The sequence below is a fragment of the Clostridium sp. D46t1_190503_E9 genome (assembly GCF_015555225.1).
In the GTDB taxonomy this organism is placed as follows: Bacteria; Bacillota; Clostridia; order Clostridiales; family Clostridiaceae; genus Clostridium.
On record NZ_JADNKB010000004.1, the window covers coordinates 234,371 to 251,917 of the forward strand.

Annotated in this window: 15 protein-coding genes; 14 read left to right on the plus strand and 1 reads right to left on the minus strand. The window is 26.0% G+C overall.

Annotation, left to right across the window (positions count from 1 at the left end; genetic code table 11):
- Nucleotides 1-61: 61 nt before the first annotated feature.
- From I2E83_RS06450 to I2E83_RS06495, 10 genes are all read left to right on the plus strand, one after another.
- Nucleotides 62-1,495: an oligosaccharide flippase family protein gene (locus tag I2E83_RS06450; protein ID WP_195429133.1), complete on the plus strand. Its 1,434-nt coding sequence runs from the start codon at nucleotides 62-64 to the stop codon at nucleotides 1,493-1,495.
- A gap of 111 nt (nucleotides 1,496-1,606) precedes the next feature.
- Nucleotides 1,607-3,475: a nucleoside-diphosphate sugar epimerase/dehydratase gene (locus I2E83_RS06455; RefSeq protein WP_195429134.1), complete on the plus strand. Its 1,869-nt coding sequence runs from the start codon at nucleotides 1,607-1,609 to the stop codon at nucleotides 3,473-3,475.
- 17 nt (nucleotides 3,476-3,492) lie between these two features.
- Nucleotides 3,493-4,098, plus strand: coding sequence for a sugar transferase (locus I2E83_RS06460; RefSeq protein WP_195429135.1), 606 nt, complete (start codon nucleotides 3,493-3,495; stop codon nucleotides 4,096-4,098).
- 14 nt (nucleotides 4,099-4,112) lie between these two features.
- The gene (locus tag I2E83_RS06465; RefSeq protein WP_195429137.1) at nucleotides 4,113-5,195 is read left to right on the plus strand and encodes a Gfo/Idh/MocA family oxidoreductase; all 1,083 of its coding nucleotides are present in this window, start codon (nucleotides 4,113-4,115) and stop codon (nucleotides 5,193-5,195) included.
- Nucleotides 5,196-5,276: 81 nt separating this feature from the next.
- Nucleotides 5,277-6,617: an ABC transporter substrate-binding protein gene (locus I2E83_RS06470; protein WP_195429138.1), complete on the plus strand. Its 1,341-nt coding sequence runs from the start codon at nucleotides 5,277-5,279 to the stop codon at nucleotides 6,615-6,617.
- Between the two features lie 4 nt (nucleotides 6,618-6,621).
- A complete protein-coding gene (locus I2E83_RS06475; RefSeq protein WP_195429140.1) occupies nucleotides 6,622-8,028 on the plus strand; it encodes an O-antigen ligase family protein in 1,407 nt (468 codons plus the stop codon).
- 372 nt (nucleotides 8,029-8,400) lie between these two features.
- On the plus strand, nucleotides 8,401-9,009 hold the full coding sequence (locus tag I2E83_RS06480) for a hypothetical protein (protein WP_195429141.1): 609 nt from the start codon (nucleotides 8,401-8,403) through the stop codon (nucleotides 9,007-9,009).
- 21 nt (nucleotides 9,010-9,030) lie between these two features.
- On the plus strand, nucleotides 9,031-9,414 hold the full coding sequence (locus I2E83_RS06485) for a GntR family transcriptional regulator (protein WP_195429143.1): 384 nt from the start codon (nucleotides 9,031-9,033) through the stop codon (nucleotides 9,412-9,414).
- A 1-nt stretch (nucleotide 9,415) separates the two neighbouring features.
- On the plus strand, nucleotides 9,416-10,312 hold the full coding sequence (locus I2E83_RS06490) for an ABC transporter ATP-binding protein (RefSeq protein ID WP_195429145.1): 897 nt from the start codon (nucleotides 9,416-9,418) through the stop codon (nucleotides 10,310-10,312).
- Complete coding sequence (locus I2E83_RS06495) at nucleotides 10,293-11,318, plus strand: hypothetical protein (protein ID WP_195429146.1); 1,026 nt, start codon at nucleotides 10,293-10,295, stop codon at nucleotides 11,316-11,318. The genes I2E83_RS06490 and I2E83_RS06495 overlap by 20 nt, the downstream gene beginning before the upstream one ends.
- Nucleotides 11,319-11,571: 253 nt before the next feature.
- On the opposite strand, the gene brnQ is transcribed toward I2E83_RS06495, so the two are convergent.
- Nucleotides 11,572-12,843 carry a branched-chain amino acid transport system II carrier protein gene (gene brnQ, locus I2E83_RS06500; protein ID WP_195429148.1) on the minus strand — a complete coding sequence of 424 codons (1,272 nt, stop codon included), beginning with the start codon at nucleotides 12,841-12,843 and terminating at the stop codon, nucleotides 11,572-11,574.
- 297 nt (nucleotides 12,844-13,140) lie between these two features.
- On the opposite strand from brnQ, the gene I2E83_RS06505 reads away from it, so the two are divergent.
- The 4 genes from I2E83_RS06505 (at nucleotide 13,141) to I2E83_RS06520 (ending at nucleotide 17,428) form a co-directional block, all read left to right on the plus strand.
- Complete coding sequence (locus tag I2E83_RS06505; protein WP_195429150.1) at nucleotides 13,141-14,295, plus strand: glycosyltransferase; 1,155 nt, start codon at nucleotides 13,141-13,143, stop codon at nucleotides 14,293-14,295.
- A 61-nt stretch (nucleotides 14,296-14,356) separates the two neighbouring features.
- Complete coding sequence (locus tag I2E83_RS06510) at nucleotides 14,357-15,379, plus strand: glycosyltransferase family 2 protein (protein ID WP_195429152.1); 1,023 nt, start codon at nucleotides 14,357-14,359, stop codon at nucleotides 15,377-15,379.
- A gap of 30 nt (nucleotides 15,380-15,409) precedes the next feature.
- On the plus strand, nucleotides 15,410-16,516 hold the full coding sequence (locus tag I2E83_RS06515) for a glycosyltransferase (protein WP_195429154.1): 1,107 nt from the start codon (nucleotides 15,410-15,412) through the stop codon (nucleotides 16,514-16,516).
- Between the two features lie 21 nt (nucleotides 16,517-16,537).
- Nucleotides 16,538-17,428: a UDP-3-O-(3-hydroxymyristoyl)glucosamine N-acyltransferase gene (locus tag I2E83_RS06520; protein WP_195429156.1), complete on the plus strand. Its 891-nt coding sequence runs from the start codon at nucleotides 16,538-16,540 to the stop codon at nucleotides 17,426-17,428.
- Nucleotides 17,429-17,547 lie beyond the last annotated feature (119 nt).

Consider the following 17,547-nt stretch of genomic DNA (forward strand, 5'->3'; position numbering starts at 1 on the left):
TTAGACATCATATGCTATAATTATATAAAAATGAAAGAATTATAATTTGATAGGTGAATAAATGAGTGGATTATTTAAAAAATTTATAGAATTTGCAATAGGAAATGGCTTAGTTATGATTTTAGGCCTTGTTTCGACACCAATTGTTTCAAGGATGATTGAGCCTTATGAAAAAGGAAGAGCTGATATATTCATAACTTATACTAGCTTGATAGTTCTTATTTTAACTATGGGCTTAGATCAAGCATATATAAGATATTTTAATGAAGAAAATGAAGAAAATGAAAGAGGAGCTTTATTAAGAAGAGCTGTAAAGGTTCCAATAATATTAAACTTTTGTTTAGGTGCAATACTTTTAATATTTTACAAACAAGTTTCAAATTATATGGTTGAAGAAACTTCTTTTTTCTTAGTATTTTTATTTGCATTTCATAGCTTTGTTAGCATAATAAGTAATTTTGCAATGATTAATGTTAGAATGAAGCAAAAGGCTAAGTCATATTCAATGCTTGGTGTTATTAATAAAGTAGCATTTATTATTTTTATTGTATCATTATTTTATGTGTTTAGAAATAACTACATGACTTTAGTTTTAGCGACTGTTTTAGGAAATTTAGTTATGGTAATAATGGCAGTTTTAATAGAAAGAAAAGATTGGTTTAGTTTGGGAAAAGGTGTTGAAGTAAGAACATCTACTAAAGAATTAATTAAATACGGAACACCATTTATTTTTTCAATGGCTATAACTTGGGTGTTTCAATCTATCGATAGGATATCAATTCAACTTTTTAGCGATTATACCCAACTTGGACTATATGGTGGAGCAATGTACATAATTTCTATATTAAATACTGTACAGGGAGCTTTTACTACTTTTTGGGTCCCAGTTGCTTATGATAAATATCATAATAATCCTGAGGATAGAAAGTTTTTTAGTAATATTAATGAAATTGTATCATTCTTTATGCTTATTATAGCCATAGGTTTAATAGCTACAAAGGATTTATTAATAATAATACTAGGCAAAAAGTATGAAGGAGCTCAATTTATATTCCCATTCTTAGTTTTAATGCCAATTATGTACACAATATCTGAAACAACTGTTTTAGGAATTAATTTTAAGAAGAAGACTAAATATCATATTTACATAGCAGTAGCATCTGCAATTGCAAATATAATAGGAAATTTAATTCTAGTTCCTCATTTAGGAGCAAAAGGTGCAGCTATTTCAACAGGATTAGCTTACGTTGTATTTTTTGTAACTAGAAGTTATTTTGGTAATAAATTATACAAGGTAGAAGTTAAATATGCTAAGTTTTTTGTAAGTGTTATTTCTGTTTATATTTTAGCTACTATATCAAGTATATATAAGTTTAATACTATAATATTGGTATTTACTATATTAAGTACATCCGTTGTATTGTTTATGTACAAAAACGTTATAAAAGATATTTTTACTATAATAAAGTCAATGCTTAAAGGGAAAAATAAATAATAAGTTAATGAAAGTTTAGCAATATGGACAATATATTGCTATTAGTAGTATAATTGTAGAAGTTAAGAGATGTTTGGAAATTATTTAAATAAATGTTGGGAGAAGAAAAATATGAATAAGCTTAGAACTTTTATATTAGTAATAATAGATATTTTTATGGTAAATATGGCGTATTTATTATCAATAAATATTACTTTTTATGAAAGATTTACTGAAATATCTACTATATATCAAAAAGATGTTGTTGTAGTTACAATAATATATTTAGTGTGTTTCACCTTATTTCAAATGTACAGCTCACTTTGGCATCTAACAGGAACGGATGAATTTTTACTAGGTGCTGGTGGAGGAATTTTAGCTGGAGCTTTAGTTATATTGTATACTAGAAGTATAGGTGCTACTATACCATTAAATGTTTGTGTTATTGGTACTATGCTTACATGTATTTTTGTTCTTGGATATAGGGTGTTATATAGAGTTTATAGAAGAACATTATTATATGTTCCTTATAAGTATGCAAAGGATCAGCAAAGAGTAATGATTATTGGTGCTGGTTCAGCGGGGACAATGATTATTAATGAAATGCTTGCAAGAAGAAATCTTAAGCTAAATCCAATTCTTTTAATTGATGATGCAGATTTTAAGCAAGGCAAAAGAATAAGTGGTGTAAAGGTAGAAGGCAAAAGAAAGGATATAGTAAGGTTAGCAGAAGAAAGAGAAATAGATACAATAATTATTGCTATTCCATCTATTGATAATGAAAATAAAAGAGAAATTTTAGATATTTGTAAAAAAGCTAATTGTAAAATAAAAATAATACCAGGTATTTATGAAATTATATCAGGAGAAGCAACGGTTAATAAGATAAAAGATGTTGAACTTGAGGATTTACTTGGAAGAGACCCTGTTGTCTTAGATAACAAGGGGATTTCTGATTATTTAAACAATAAAGTAGTTTTAGTCACAGGTGCTGGGGGGTCAATAGGATCAGAATTATGTAGGCAAATAGCTCAGTTTGGACCAAAACTTTTAGTTCTTTTTGATATATACGAAAATACTGTTTATGACATTCAAAATGAATTAAGACATGATTATCCAAACTTAAACATAAAAGTATTAATTGGATCTGTAAGAGATAAGGATAGGTTAAGAGAAATATTTGACAGGTACAACATAAATGTAGTGTTTCATGCAGCAGCTCACAAGCATGTTCCGCTTATGGAAGATAGCCCAAAAGAGGCAATTAAAAACAATGTTTTTGGTACATTAAATTTAGTTGATATATCACATGAAAAAGGGATTGAAAAGTTTGTTCTTATTTCTACTGATAAAGCTGTAAATCCTACTAATATAATGGGAGCAACAAAAAGATTATGTGAAATGATAATACAATCATATAACACAATTAGTAATACTGAATTTGTTGCAGTTAGATTTGGAAATGTATTAGGAAGTAATGGTTCTGTAATACCTTTGTTTAAAAAGCAAATAAAAAATGGTGGTCCAGTTACTGTAACTCATAAGAATATAACAAGATATTTCATGCTTATACCTGAAGCTGCACAACTTGTACTTCAAGCAGGTGGGTTTGCTAAAGGTGGAGAAGTCTTTATTTTAGATATGGGTGAACCAGTTAAAATTTATGATTTAGCAATAGATTTAATAAAGCTATCTGGATTAGAGCCACATAGGGATATAAAGATAAAGGTTACTGGATTAAGACCTGGAGAAAAGCTATATGAAGAATTATTAATGAGCGAAGAAGGACTCTTAAATACAAATCATAAAAAGATATATATAGGAAGACCAACCTTTGATAGTATTGATAATTTAAGAAAGAAGTTATTTGATTTAAAAGATATATTAGAAGAAAACGATGAAGAAAAAGTAAAAGAAAAGTTAAAGCAAATAGTACCAACTTATAAAGAGCCCAGTGAAGTGAATGAAGTTGCAATAACTAATAATGAAACATCAGATTAATTGTAAAGGGAGAAAAAATGAAAAAGATTAATGAGATTATAAAAAGAATATTTGATTTTTTAGCTTCTTTGTTAGGGATAATAATCTTATCACCAATACTATTAATAGTAGCAATAGCTATAAAAATAGATTCTAAAGGAAATATTCTATTTATGCAAAAGAGAATAGGGAAAAATGGAGTTCCATTTTATATTTATAAGTTTAGAACAATGGTAAGTGATGCAGAAAAGCTTGGAAAGCAAATAACAGTAGGAAAAGATAATAGAATTACTAAAGTAGGCGCCTTTTTAAGAAAATATAAAATAGATGAACTTCCTCAATTATTTAATGTTTTAAAGGGTGATATGAGCTTAGTTGGACCAAGACCAGAAGTTCCTAAATATGTTGATTTATATACAGAGTCAGAAAAAAGGGTATTAGAGGTTAGACCTGGTATAACTGATTTAGCATCTTTAAGATATAAAGATGAAAATGATATTTTAGGTAATGTAGATAATCCAGAAGAATATTATATAAATGTAATTATGAAAGATAAGCTTAAGTTAAATTTAGAATATATTGAAAAAAGTAATTTGATTTTTGATATTTCTTTAATTTTTAAAACAATAATAAAATGTTTATAAAGGTGGTTAAATAAATGAAAAAGCTAAAATTTGCAATTATAGGTTGTGGAAGAATTTCATATAAGCATGTAGAAGGTTTAGTTGAAAATAAAGATGTTGCAGAATTAGTAGCAACGTGTGATGTAAAACTTAATCTTGCAGAAGCTAAAAAGGAAGAATATTTAACTAAGATGAATGATTCATCATTAAAAGTTGGAGCTTATGAAGACTATAAAGTAATGCTTGAAAATGAAGATATTGATGTTGTTACAATAGCAACAGAAAGTGGATATCATGCAGAAATTGCGATATATTGCATGAATAAAGGTAAACACGTAATAGTTGAAAAACCAATGGCAATGTCAATAGATGATGCAAATGAAATGATTGAAGTTGCAAAGAAAAATAATGTTAAACTTTCAGTTGCTCATCAAAATAGATTTAATAAGCCAATACAAAAGCTTAGAGAAGCTGTAGAAGATAAAAAACTAGGAAGAATAATGAATGGTACAGCTAGGGTCCTTTGGAGAAGAGATGACAATTATTATAAGCAAGCTCCATGGAGAGGTACTTGGGATTTAGATGGCGGTACTTTAATGAATCAATGTATACATAATATAGATTTATTACAATGGATGATTGGCTCAGAGGTTGAAAGAGTATATGCAGAATGTGATACTTTTAGAAATCCTATAGAAGGTGAAGACTTTGGAGCCATAGTTATTAGATTTAAAAATGGATCTATTGGAATTGTAGAAGGTAGTGCAGTTGTTTATCCAAAGAACTTAGAAGAAACATTAAGTGTATTTGGTACAGAGGGAACAGTTGTAATAGGTGGCCTTGCTGTGAATGAACTTAAAACTTGGAGATTTGAAGGCGAAGATGAAGAAGCTGCTAAGAAGGATTTACAAGTTCAAATAGATAGCGTATATGGAAAAGGACACACTCCATTATTTAGAGATGTTGTAGATGCTATAAATGAAAATAGAAAGCCATATATAAGTGGTGAAGATGCTATAGTTCCTTTATCAATTATTTTAGCTGCTTATAAATCAAGAAAAACAGGAATGCCTGTAAACTTCCCATTAAATAATTTTTCAAGTTCAGATATGAAATAGTAATAAAGGCTCCGCATAAAAGCGGAGTTTTGTTTAATTAAGAAATATTATATAGTTTAAGGTATATGTAAAGGTGAGATAATGAAAAATTTTATAGAAAAAAATAAAAAATTTTCAATTTTATTATTAATATTAGTTTTAACGGCTATATTGTATAAGGGATATAAAATTATAGATGCTAGAGCAAATTATACAAATAAAGAGGTAGTTACATTACTATTAAAAAATAATGAGATAAAAAATGGAATAGATGAAGTTGTAAAAAAATATAACAAAAATAATGATAAAATTTATATTAATTTAATATTAACTAATGATGATTATACAAATTTATTATATACTAAGTTAGCTAATAATGATCAAATTGATATATTTGAGTATTCGGGAAAGACATTGTTAGAAAAGGACTTTATACAACCACTAAAGAATCTAGATATCGATTTATCAAATGTAAAGGATAATGCTACTTTTCTATATAATGATGAAATAATCGGGGTGAAATATGGTTCAGCTATGCCGAAAATCATGTATAATAATGAGTTGCTAGTTAAGGCTGGAATAGATCCGGAATTTAATCCTAAGACGTTAGATGAGCTTATATATATATTAGAAAAGATAAAGAGCAGTTGTCCTGATATAGTACCACTAGATTTATCTTTAAATTACATTCATGATATATTTAGTATAATAGGCACAGCATCAACATCTGAAAATTCTACTTATCCCACATTTTGGAATTATAAAACGGGTGAATATGATTATAGTGGCTTAGCTTTAGTTATTGAAAAATTTAAAGAAATGTATGATAAAAATCTTATAACTTTAAATTTTGATACTAGAACAACAGAAGATATGTTTAATGATTTTAAAAATGAAAAATCAGCAATGATGATAACTAACTATTATCAAAAGTATAGTGTTATAGATAGACTAGAGGGAATCGATGTTAGGTTTAGTAACATACCTTTTGCTAGTGAAAATAATGGAAGGTTATATTATTATACTTATCCAAGAACATTAGTTATTGCTAATAATCAAAGTGAGGATATGTCTGATATAGATGCTAAAGTGAAAGAAAAGCATAATGCTGCTGTAAAAGAAGTTTATGAATGGCTATTAAGTGAAGATGTAACAAATTACTTAGTAGAAAATGATAATAATTTTGCAAGCTTTGGTAATAATTATTTTCATAATGACATGTATGATGGATTGAATGAAAATAAAGGTTATGAGCATTCCTTAAAAGATCCAACAGAAGTTTTAGTAGGAAACTCTGATATAGTAAAGAAAAATATCTTTGCTATGATAAAAGGTGAAGTTGATATTAAAAATGGAATAGTGAATCTTAAAACTGAAATGAATAATTTTATTAATAATAATGAAAGAAATAAAGATGTTGAATTAGGTAAGTATAAGGAGTAGCACTATGAAGGATAAGAAACAATATTTTAAATGGTTATTAATAAGTATATTTGTTGTAGTTTGTGCCTTAGCCTCAGTAAAGGTAGCTGGAATTAAAGATGGGTTTACTTTCACATTATCATTAATTATAACATTATATATTCTTTTTAATGCAAAGAAAAATATTAAAAGGTGTATGTATTTATTTATTATGTCTATGCCAATCTTAGTAACGGCTAGAAAACTTTTATATTTAGATTTATTTATAATAAAGCTAAATTTTGAAAGTATTATAATTCTATATTTGTTTATATGCAATTACAAACAAATAAAATTAAAAATAGTAGAATTATTTGAAAGAAATAAAAAATTATTTTACTTTATAATATTATTATGTTTTTCAAGTTATATAAGCTGTATGTTTTCAACTAATTTTATATTATCTTTAGAGTTGACAACTACATCAATATTAGTACCTGTATTATTAGCAGCATTAGCTTTAGCAGTTTTTAATAAGGGTGATATCAAAAGAATAGTTTATTCTTTAATTATCTCAGTAAATTTTAGTTGTTTATATGGTTTAGTGCAACTTTTAGGCATCGGACTTAGCATTGATGCAATAAAATCTTCTAGAGAAATGATAACTTTTGGATATCATAATGTTAATATATTTGTTAATGTAGTTTTAATGGTATTTCCTTTACTTTTAAATGAAATTTTATATAAGAAAAATACTATTAAAGAAAATATTTTTCTTATAGTATCTGCTATATTGCAAATGGGAAGTACTTTTATAACATTTTCTAGAGGTGCATGGTTATCTTTAGGCTTAGTAGTTGTTTTAATCTTATTTAGTAAAAAATATAGATATGTATTTATGGCAATTGTTATAGCTGGTGGATTGATGTCTCCTTTTGTATTACCTAAGATAATGGGTAGAGGAGATAGTTCAAGCCATTTCTTACAAAACACATCTAATACAGCTAGAGTTTTATCAATAATAGCAAGTAAAGATATAATGCTAGATAATGTTTTTGGCGTTGGATATGGTAATTTTAATGAAAGTTATAGATTAAATGCAGATGATGCATATATGAGTATAGATTATGAGGTTAGAAAGAATATGGTTACTCCATTATATACAATGGAGCATGCACATAATTTATTCTTAAATGTTGGAGTTGAACTTGGAATATTTGCATTGATTGCCATATTAGGAATCTTTATAATTCAGATAAGAAAATCCATTAGTAATTATAGTGAAAGTAGAGGAATATTTGTTTCTTTGATTCTTTTCATATTTATAGGTGTGACTACAGGAATACAACTTAACCATAAAGGAGTAGTTACAAATACCTATATATTATGGTTACTATTTGCAATGATTTTATTAATAGATAAAAATGATAATAAACTAGATATTACCAAATAAATTGTTAAGTATTAAGTAGATTTTGAATTTTGAATGATTTACTAAATGTAAATTAGTTTAATGAATATTTAATAAACAGACTTAAGAAAACTTTAAGATTAATATTCACATATTAAGAAAATATTAATTGTTAAAATAAAATATATTCCATATAATACTAAGTGTACTATGTTAAGTAATACACTTAGTATTTTTTTATTTTAGCAAATTTAGTAGTTACTTTATATATAAATAAAGTAACTACAATATGATTTATTGATCAAAAGATAGTGTAAAGTTTCGTATGAAAAATAAATTGTAGTCAATTTTAAATAATAATTGAAAAATAGCTTTACAATATAGGATAAAGTTTGAAAAATAGGGGGATTTTATATGAAGAAATCTACACTTTTAGCCTTTAGTGGTATTATAATTATTTTTCTTATAGTTACATCGTTAGGCAACAGAACAAATGTATATGAAAAGCAAGAAATATACAATACTCCAGAGGAAGCAATAGTAAAGTTTATTGGTTATATTAATAGTTATGAAGAAGTAAAATCAAAAAATGTTTACTATCAAGTAACTCCAAATGAATTTTTAGAAAGTTTATCTAAAAGATATAGATTATATTTAGGAGAAGGTAATATAAACAACAGGTATATAAATGAACAAGTACCTGTAGTTCATAGCTATGAGTTAGAAGAAGTAAATTTAGATGATTTAAAAAATTTAAAAATGAATTATGAAGATTCTTTTAAAGAAATGAGGAATTATAAAAGTCCAAGTGAAATTAGAGTGTATAAGTTAGATGCATTAGCTTCATACAATTTTAATATAGATAAAAATTATGTAAAAGAAGATGGAACTGTAGATAAAGTTAATTATATGAAAGAAACTAAAGTTGAGGATATTGAAGAAACTCCAGTGGAAATATATTTAGTAGTAGTTGATGAAGGGGAAGGATATGTTGTTGATTACTACGACATAATGTATAAATAATCTTTTAGAAGAGGTGAGCTTATGGTAATAATTGACTCAAGAAGTAGTACACCTATTTATGAACAAATTATAATTGGGATTAAGGAACTAATATTGAAAAATGTAATAAAAGCTGGCGATAAATTACCTTCTGTAAGAGAGTTGGCTATTATTTTAACTATAAATCCTAATACAGTAAGTAAGGCTTATATAGAGCTTGAAAAACAAAATGTTGTAGAAACTATAAAAGGGAAGGGAACTTTTGTATCTGGTGATTACAGAAAAGTAGTGTCAGAGGAAAAGGTAAGTAAATTAATTTTAGATTTTAAAAGATTAATATTAGAAGCAAATTATTTAGGACTTGAGGAAAATGATTTAATTTTATTATTAGATGAAGGTTTTAAGGAAATAAGAGGAGGAATATAGAATGATAGAATTAAAGAACTATTCCTTAAAGTATGGAGATAGTAAGATATTAGATAATATAAGTTTTTCTTTAGAGAGAGGAAAGATATTAGGTATTATTGGGCCAAGTGGAGTAGGAAAGACTTCTCTAATTAGAGGGCTGGTTGGTATTTATAAAGGTACATCTGGTGATGTGCTCTTTGATGGAGAAGAAATTTATGATAATCCAGAAGTGAAGAGAAAAATAGCCTTTGTTCCTGATGAGCATAGTAGTTTTTATTTAATAACATTAAAAGAAATATTGAATTACTACAAAAGTATATATCCTAATTTTGATGAAGATAAGTTTTATAAGATTAATAAAATTTTTAAAATTCCTCTAAATAAAAGGTTTTTACAATTATCAAAAGGAATGAAAATGAGGGTGAATTTAATGATTGCCTTTTCATTAAATTGTGAATTGTTAGTATTAGATGAACCTACATCAGGATTGGATCCAATATTAAAGGAAAAAGTTCTAAAAATAATAATGAATGAAGTATATACTAAGGAAAAGTCAGTTATAATAAGTTCACATAATTTAGGAGAACTTGAAAGAATATGTGACGAAATACTTATACTTAATGATGGGAAAATAGAATATCATAATTCTTTAGAAAATATAAAACGCAATATTAAAAAGATACAAGTTGCATTTGATATGCCAGTATATGAAGAGGATTTAAATATAGATGGTATATTTAGCATTTCTCAAGTTGGAAGAGTATTTACTATTATAACTGAAAGATATGATGATGGTTTTAAAGAAAGATTGAATAAGTTTAAACCATTGTTTATGGAGGAAATAAATTTAAGTCTTGAAGAAGTATTTATACATAGGCTAGAAGGGAAGTGTGATTATGAAGAAATATTTGAATAAAAGTTTATTTTATCAAGGAGATAACAAAATAATACTTCCATTAATGATAGCTTATATAGGAGTAACTTTATTTAATAAAATTAGTCTAAGTCAATATTTTGATTGGGAAATAAGGGATATGCTATATGGCAAGTATCACAAATTATTTATTTTGCCTTTTAATGGTGTTGTGATATTAATATTATATTTAATAATAGTATATGTAATATCAGTAGGTATTTTTAAACGAAAAAAGTGGTCAACTTTATTATCTGGTCCTTTTTCAAGAATTGATATAAGAAGTAGAGAATTTATAATAGTAGTTATGTCGGCTCTTTTTTATTTATTAAGTTATTTAATTATAGTTGGACAAGAAGCTTTTCAAAATACTGAAATAATAAATTATATAGGGAATTTTAAAGAAGTTATAATAATTGATTTAATTAGAATAGTTAGTATATCTACAATTACTATAGGCGGATTAGCTTTGTTAGATTCTATTTTTTCTAATATATACTATTTATTTGGATCATTAATATTTATTATCATATATATGTTTTCTGTATTAATTAATTTTGAAGTAAGTCGATATATTTATTTGTACGATGGTGAGAGGGGACTTAGATACATATATAATAGAATAATGGAATATTTAGGTGGATATTCTACTATAAATGAAATAAGTAATTTACAAATTGCATGCATATCAATATTTTTTATAATTACAGGAATAGTGATAATAATTATAGCTAAAAAACTAACTAATAAAATGTTAGTAGAAAATATGAATGAAGGTATAATTTTTGATCTTCCTAGAAAAATTGCTAAGTTTATGTTAATAACTTTTCCAGGGATTATATTAGCTCCTATATTGAGTAATTTAATTAATAAATTTTATTTTAATTATACAATGAGTGAGTCACATTTGTTCTTTATTATATTAATAATAACAATAATGATATCATTTTTTGTTAACTTGTCATTAAAGAAATTTCAAAAGATAAAAAAAGACAAGTATTATTTTTAAAGTAATAAAAGAGCAAATTTATGAAAATTTTTATTATAAAAAAATATAAGGCTTATATTAAGAATGTAGTATAGGTTAGTTTAATAGAAGAAAAATTAGTTTAATAAAAGAAAAATAAACACATGGTAGATTAAATATAAAAAATAGCTGTATTAATATTAATAATACAGCTATTTTTTATATTTTAATTATTATTTAGAAATGTTTTAAATTATATAATATAATCTTTAGTTACATAGTTTACTTTAACTTACTAATCAAGTTGAGGAACTTCACTTTCCTTAGGATTAAATATAATATATCCTATTATAATTGAAATTACTGTTGGGATAACCCAACCAAATCCTACACTTGCTAGAGGAATAAAATTTAAGTTTATTCCTGGTATTGCAAATAAAATTCCAAATACTAATGAAGTATAAACTCCAACTCTTATAGCATTTAGATTTGTTAATACCTTAGATAAAAGAGTAGTTGCAATTAATGTAATTGAAACTGGATATAAAATATTAAGAATTGGTACAGATAAAACTACTATATTATCAACACCTAAAGTAGCAAGACCTAAACTAATAATAGATAAAACTACTGCATTGACCTTAAATGGTAATTTTCCGTTTGATATTTTTTCGAAGAAATTAGCTCCTGCAGTTAATAAACCAATAGAAGTTGTTAAGCAAGCAAGTCCCATAGCAAGTCCAATTATTACAGGACCAATATTACCTAAAATACTTTTGGATATTAATATTAAAAGTCCTGTTTTTCCGATATCAGCTGGTGCTAGGTTAACTGTTTGCGCACCTATGTATGTTAAACCTCCATATATAAAAGCAAGGCCTACAACAGCAACAGTACTTGATTTTAAAATCATACTTGGCATTTCTTTTGAGTTATATCCTTTGTCTTTTAAAGAAGTAGTTACAATCCCAGCAAATAAAAGTGCTGCTATAGCATCCATAGTTTGATATCCTTCTAATAATGAGGATGAAAATACATTTATAGCATTAGTTTCTACCACAGAGCCTATAGGATTTATAAATCCTTTTATAATAAGGAATACAAGAAGTATCAATAATGTTGGTGTTAAATATTTACCGATTGCATCTATTATTGATGTACTACTTAAAACAAAAAATAAATTAATAATAAAATATACTGCCATAGCTATAAATGGCGATATATTAGGGAAAAATGGGTTTATTGTAAGCTCAAATGTTGTAGCTGCTGTTCTAGGAATAGCAAGCATTGGACCAATTGCTATAAAAAGTATAGCTGTAAAAATTACTGAAAATTTAACTCCTATCCTACTTGAAAGAGTCTTAAATGTTCCATCTCCTTTAGAACACGCTAATATTGCTAAAAGAGGTAAACCTACTCCTGTGAATATAAAACCAATAATTCCAAGAATGAACTCAGTTCCTATTTTATTTCCAAGGAAAGCAGGGAAAATTAAGTTACCTGCTCCGAAAAACATCGAGAATAGAGCAAAACCAACAACAATTGAATCTTTTGTACTTTTTTTCATTATTTAATTTCCTCCGTTTAAATTTAATATATGCTTTAATTAATAATTTCATAAAATATAACAAAAGTTAATAAATTAATAAGTAAATAACGATTTTTTTGAATAAACGTTAAATACTTATGCTCTATATTATCATAATACGACAAAATATTCAATTAAAAGTGCATGGTATTTTATAGATATCTATTTATAAGAGAACTATTTATTAAGAAATTTGTAGATTTCCTTTATTGTTTTAGCTTATCTATATGTTATAATTATTAATAAATTATATTTATTAATTTTAAGGAGATTTTTATGCATATTTTGATATTACCTTCTGGATATCCTACTAAAGAAGAGCCTTTAAGAAGTATATTTTTTAAAGAGCAAGCTCTTGCCTTAAAAGATGGAGGGCATAAAGTAGGTGTAATTTATAGTGAGACAAGAAGAATGACTAATATTAATTATAGAAATTTTAAACAAAATCATTTTCAAATTACATTTAATGATGAAGAAGGTGTAAATACTGTAAGATTACATGGCTGGAATATATTGATGATGAGAAATTTTCTTGGTGTAAACTTATGGGTAAAGCAAACACTAAGTTTATATGAAAAGTACGTAAAAATGTATGGTAAACCAGATGTAATACATGTTCATTGTGGTTTATATGGAGGTTTAGCAGCGAAAGTTATTAAAGATAAATATTCCATTCCATATGTTATAACAGAACATTCATCTACAATATTAAATAATTCTTTAAATGATTATAATAAACAAGTTTTAACTGTAGCTTATAATAATGCAGATAAATTAATAAGCGTAGGTGAAAAACTTAAATCTTCAATGAAAAATTATACTAATAATGATATAGTAGTTGTACCTAATATTGTTAATACAGATGGATTTAAAGTTGATAAAGAGCATAAAAGAAAAAAATTTAGATTTGTAACAGTAGCATATTTAAAGAAAAATAAAAGAATAGATCTTGTTATTGAAGGTTTTAATAAACTTAAAGAAAAGTATAATGATATAGAACTATATATTGGTGGAGACGGTCCAGAAAGAACAAATATACAACAATTAATTGACAAGTATAATTTAAATGAAGATGTTCATTTATTAGGAGAAGTTTTAAGAGAAGATTTGCCAGCTGTAATGGGAAATTCTGATTGTTTTGTATTGCCAAGTATGTATGAAACTTTTGGTGTTGTGTATATAGAAGCATTAGCATGCGGGGTACCTATTATAGCAACTAAGTGTGGTGGACCAGAAGATTTCTTTAATGAAAATCTTGGTTATATGATTAATGTTGGAAAATTAAATGAACTTTATGATGCTATGGAAAAGATTATAAACAATAATTCTAAATTTAATGGAAATGAAATTTCTGAATATATTAAAAATAGATTTAGTAGAAAAGTAATAGTTAAAGAATTAGAAAATGTTTATAATTTAATTGTTAAATAATCTTATGGATGCAATATTAATATAGTTTATAGAGCTAATAAGTTTGATAGGAGTTGTAATTGTGAAAAAGACGGTATCAATTGTTATCCCATGTAGGAATGAGGAAAATTATATAAAGAAATGCGTAGATTCTTTATTAAATCAAAGTTATCCTAAAGAATTAATTGAGATATTAATAGCTGATGGAATGTCAACAGATAATACAAGAGCTATTATTAATGAAATAATAAAGGAGAATCCTTCTGTTAGGATTTTAGATAATAAAAAGCTTTCAGCTCCTTCAGGGATGAACCTTGGAATAAAGGAAAGTAAATCTGATATTGTAATAATATTTGGAGCACATGCATATGCAGATAAGGATTTTGTTAAAGAAAATGTTTTAGCACTAGAAAATAAAGAAGTTGGTTGTGCTGGAGGAGTTATAACAACTATTAATGATAGTATAAAAGGTGAAGCTATTGCAGAAGCAATGAGTTGTCCTTTTGGAGTAGGAAATGCATTGTTTAGATATGCAGATAAAGAAAGTTATGTTGATACCGTAGGCTTTGGAGCTTACGATAGAGAGTTTGTTCTTGGTATTGGAGCTTTTGATGAAGAGTTAGTAAGAAATCAAGATGATGAATTAAACTTTAGAGTTCAAAAGACTGGGAAGAAGATTTTATTGACTCCAAAGATTAAATCAACTTATTATAGTAGAGGTGATTTTAAAAAATTATGGAGACAATATTATCAATATGGGTTTTGGAAGGTTAGAGTAATACAAAAACATAAAAAGCCAGCTTCAATTAGACATTTAATACCACTTATGTTTGTGTTATTTTTATTGTTTGGTGGAGTTGCTAGTATTTTTTCTAAATTAATTAGAATAGGTTATTTTGCTACTATTCTTTTGTATTTAATTTTAGATTGTTTATTTAGTGTTAAAATGTCTAAGAAGAAAAGCTTTAAACACTTCCCATATCTATTTGTTACTTTCCCAATATTACATTTATCTTATGGGATTGGATTTATACTAGGTGTATTTAATTTTTATATTTTTAAGAGCAAAAGAATAGAGGAAAAAAATAAAGAAATTTCAAGATAAACATTAAATTTATTTTTGAGGAGATAAGTAATGAAAAATAAAATTTGTCATATTTCTACTGCACATAAAGAAAATGATAGTAGAATACTTTTAAAGGAGTGTCAGAGTTTAAGTAAAGCAGGGTATGACGTTTCTTTGATAATAAATTCAGATAATGATAAAAAAATATACGGAACTAATATAAAGGCTTTAGATAATAGTAATAATGGTAGATTACATAGACTATTTAAAAAGAGTAGAGTAGCCTTAGATAAAGCTATTGAATTAGATGCAGATTTATATCATTTTCATGATCCAGAACTAATAAAATTAGGAATGGCATTAAAGAAAAAAGGAAAGAAAGTAATTTATGATGTTCATGAAGATGTTCCAAAGCAAATTTTAGCTAAAAGCTATTTAGGACCTATGTGGGTAAGAAAAATAGTTTCTAGAGGATATAATTTTTACGAGAAAAATAGAAGCAAAAATTTTGATGCAATTATATCAGCAACTGATGAATTAGCAGCTAAGTTTGATAATAAAAATAGTATTTCAGTAAAGAATTTTGCTATTAGAGATGTAATAGAAAATGCAAAACCAATAAAAAGAGAAGATGATAAATTTGTTATAATTTATGTTGGTTCAATTACTAAGATTAGGGGAATTGAAGAACTTATACAAGTAACAGAACTATTCGAAGGGAAAGTTGAACTTTGGATATTAGGTTCTTTTGAAAGTGAAGAATTAAAGCAAGAATGTATGAATTTAGAAGGATATAAATATTGTAAGTATTTTGGAGCATTACCTGTAAAAGATGTTTATTCATATATAAAAGCAGCAGATTTAGGAATGTGCACATTATATCCTACTGAAAATTATAAAGAAAGTATTCCAATAAAAGTACTTGAATATATGGCTTGTGAAAAACCATTAGTATTATCTAATTTTGAATTTTGGAAAAAGTTCTTTGGAAATATAGGAAAGTATGTAGATCCTTTAGATATTAATAGCATTAAAGAGGGAATCAAATATTTTTATGAAGATAGAAGTAGGATAGAAGATATAGGTAAAGAGAATAAAGAAAACTTTATTAATAATTTTTCATGGGATAGAGAAGAAAAGAAGCTATTAGAATTATATAAAAAGTTATTAAAATAAAGAATTAGTGGAGGATACAATATGTTATTAAGCGAAATTCTAACTTTAAATAGCCACTTTAAACTTTTTCGAGATGGTTATTTTTCATCTTTAGGGTTAAATATTTCTGAAGCGAATGAAAAATTATTATCTTTCATTGAAAGTGAGAAATTTTTAAGTCAATTAAGTAAGAGTATTTCATGTGTTATTACTACAAAAGAAATGGCAAGTAAGATTCCAGAAAGTATTGGGGTTATAATTTCAGAAGTTCCAAGAATAGATTTCTTCAATTTACATAATAAGTTAATTGAAAATAAAGGTTATAAAAGAGAAGATTTTGAAACTGAAATAGGTGAAAACTGTAGTATTTCTAAAGATGCAATTATAAGTAATAAAAATGTTAAAATAGGAAATAATGTTGTAATTGAAGAACATGTAATTATTCGTGAAAATACTACAATTAAGGATAACTGCATAATTCGGGCCAATACTGTAATTGGTGGAGAAGGTTACGAATTCAAGAGATATAATAATAAAACAATGGGAGTTGCTCATATTGGTGGGGTAATAATTGAAGAAAATGCTGAAATTCAATATTCTTCTTGCATAGATAAGGCAATTTATCCTTGGGATAATACTATAATTGGTGAATATAGTAGAATAGATAATCTTGTTCAGATATCTCATGCTGTAAAAGTAGGCAAGAGATGTTTTATTACATCTAAGACAACTATAGGTGGAAGAACTGTAATAGGAGATGATTGTTGGTTTGGATTAGGAGCAACTGTTTCAAATGGACTTATAATTGGAAGTAATTCAAGTGTTAGCCTTGGAGCTGTTGTTACAAGAAGTTTAAAAGAAAACAGTAAGGTTTCTGGTAACTTTGCAATTGATCATAATAAATTTATAGATTTTATAAAAAGTATTAGATAGGCAATTATTTTTATACCTTAAAAATGTTAAATTAGAAGTTAGTATCCTAAAAGATATATTAAAAAATAATATTTAATATATAAAAGATATATATTGGCAAATTTAATTAAAATTGTAAA

Bases quoted from the DNA above. Each gene is read 5' to 3' on its own strand.
- I2E83_RS06480 (WP_195429141.1), top strand. From the start codon at position 8,401: ATGAAGAAATCTACACTTTTAGCCTTTAGTGGTATTATAATTATTTTT.
- I2E83_RS06470 (WP_195429138.1), top strand. From the start codon at position 5,277: ATGAAAAATTTTATAGAAAAAAATAAAAAATTTTCAATTTTATTATTA.
- brnQ (WP_195429148.1), bottom strand. From the start codon at position 12,843: ATGAAAAAAAGTACAAAAGATTCAATTGTTGTTGGTTTTGCTCTATTC.
- I2E83_RS06485 (WP_195429143.1), top strand. From the start codon at position 9,031: ATGGTAATAATTGACTCAAGAAGTAGTACACCTATTTATGAACAAATT.
- I2E83_RS06490 (WP_195429145.1), top strand. From the start codon at position 9,416: ATGATAGAATTAAAGAACTATTCCTTAAAGTATGGAGATAGTAAGATA.
- I2E83_RS06460 (WP_195429135.1), top strand. From the start codon at position 3,493: ATGAAAAAGATTAATGAGATTATAAAAAGAATATTTGATTTTTTAGCT.
- I2E83_RS06465 (WP_195429137.1), top strand. From the start codon at position 4,113: ATGAAAAAGCTAAAATTTGCAATTATAGGTTGTGGAAGAATTTCATAT.
- I2E83_RS06515 (WP_195429154.1), top strand. From the start codon at position 15,410: ATGAAAAATAAAATTTGTCATATTTCTACTGCACATAAAGAAAATGAT.
- I2E83_RS06475 (WP_195429140.1), top strand. From the start codon at position 6,622: ATGAAGGATAAGAAACAATATTTTAAATGGTTATTAATAAGTATATTT.
- I2E83_RS06505 (WP_195429150.1), top strand. From the start codon at position 13,141: ATGCATATTTTGATATTACCTTCTGGATATCCTACTAAAGAAGAGCCT.
- I2E83_RS06495 (WP_195429146.1), top strand. From the start codon at position 10,293: ATGAAGAAATATTTGAATAAAAGTTTATTTTATCAAGGAGATAACAAA.
- I2E83_RS06455 (WP_195429134.1), top strand. From the start codon at position 1,607: ATGAATAAGCTTAGAACTTTTATATTAGTAATAATAGATATTTTTATG.
- I2E83_RS06520 (WP_195429156.1), top strand. From the start codon at position 16,538: ATGTTATTAAGCGAAATTCTAACTTTAAATAGCCACTTTAAACTTTTT.
- I2E83_RS06450 (WP_195429133.1), top strand. From the start codon at position 62: ATGAGTGGATTATTTAAAAAATTTATAGAATTTGCAATAGGAAATGGC.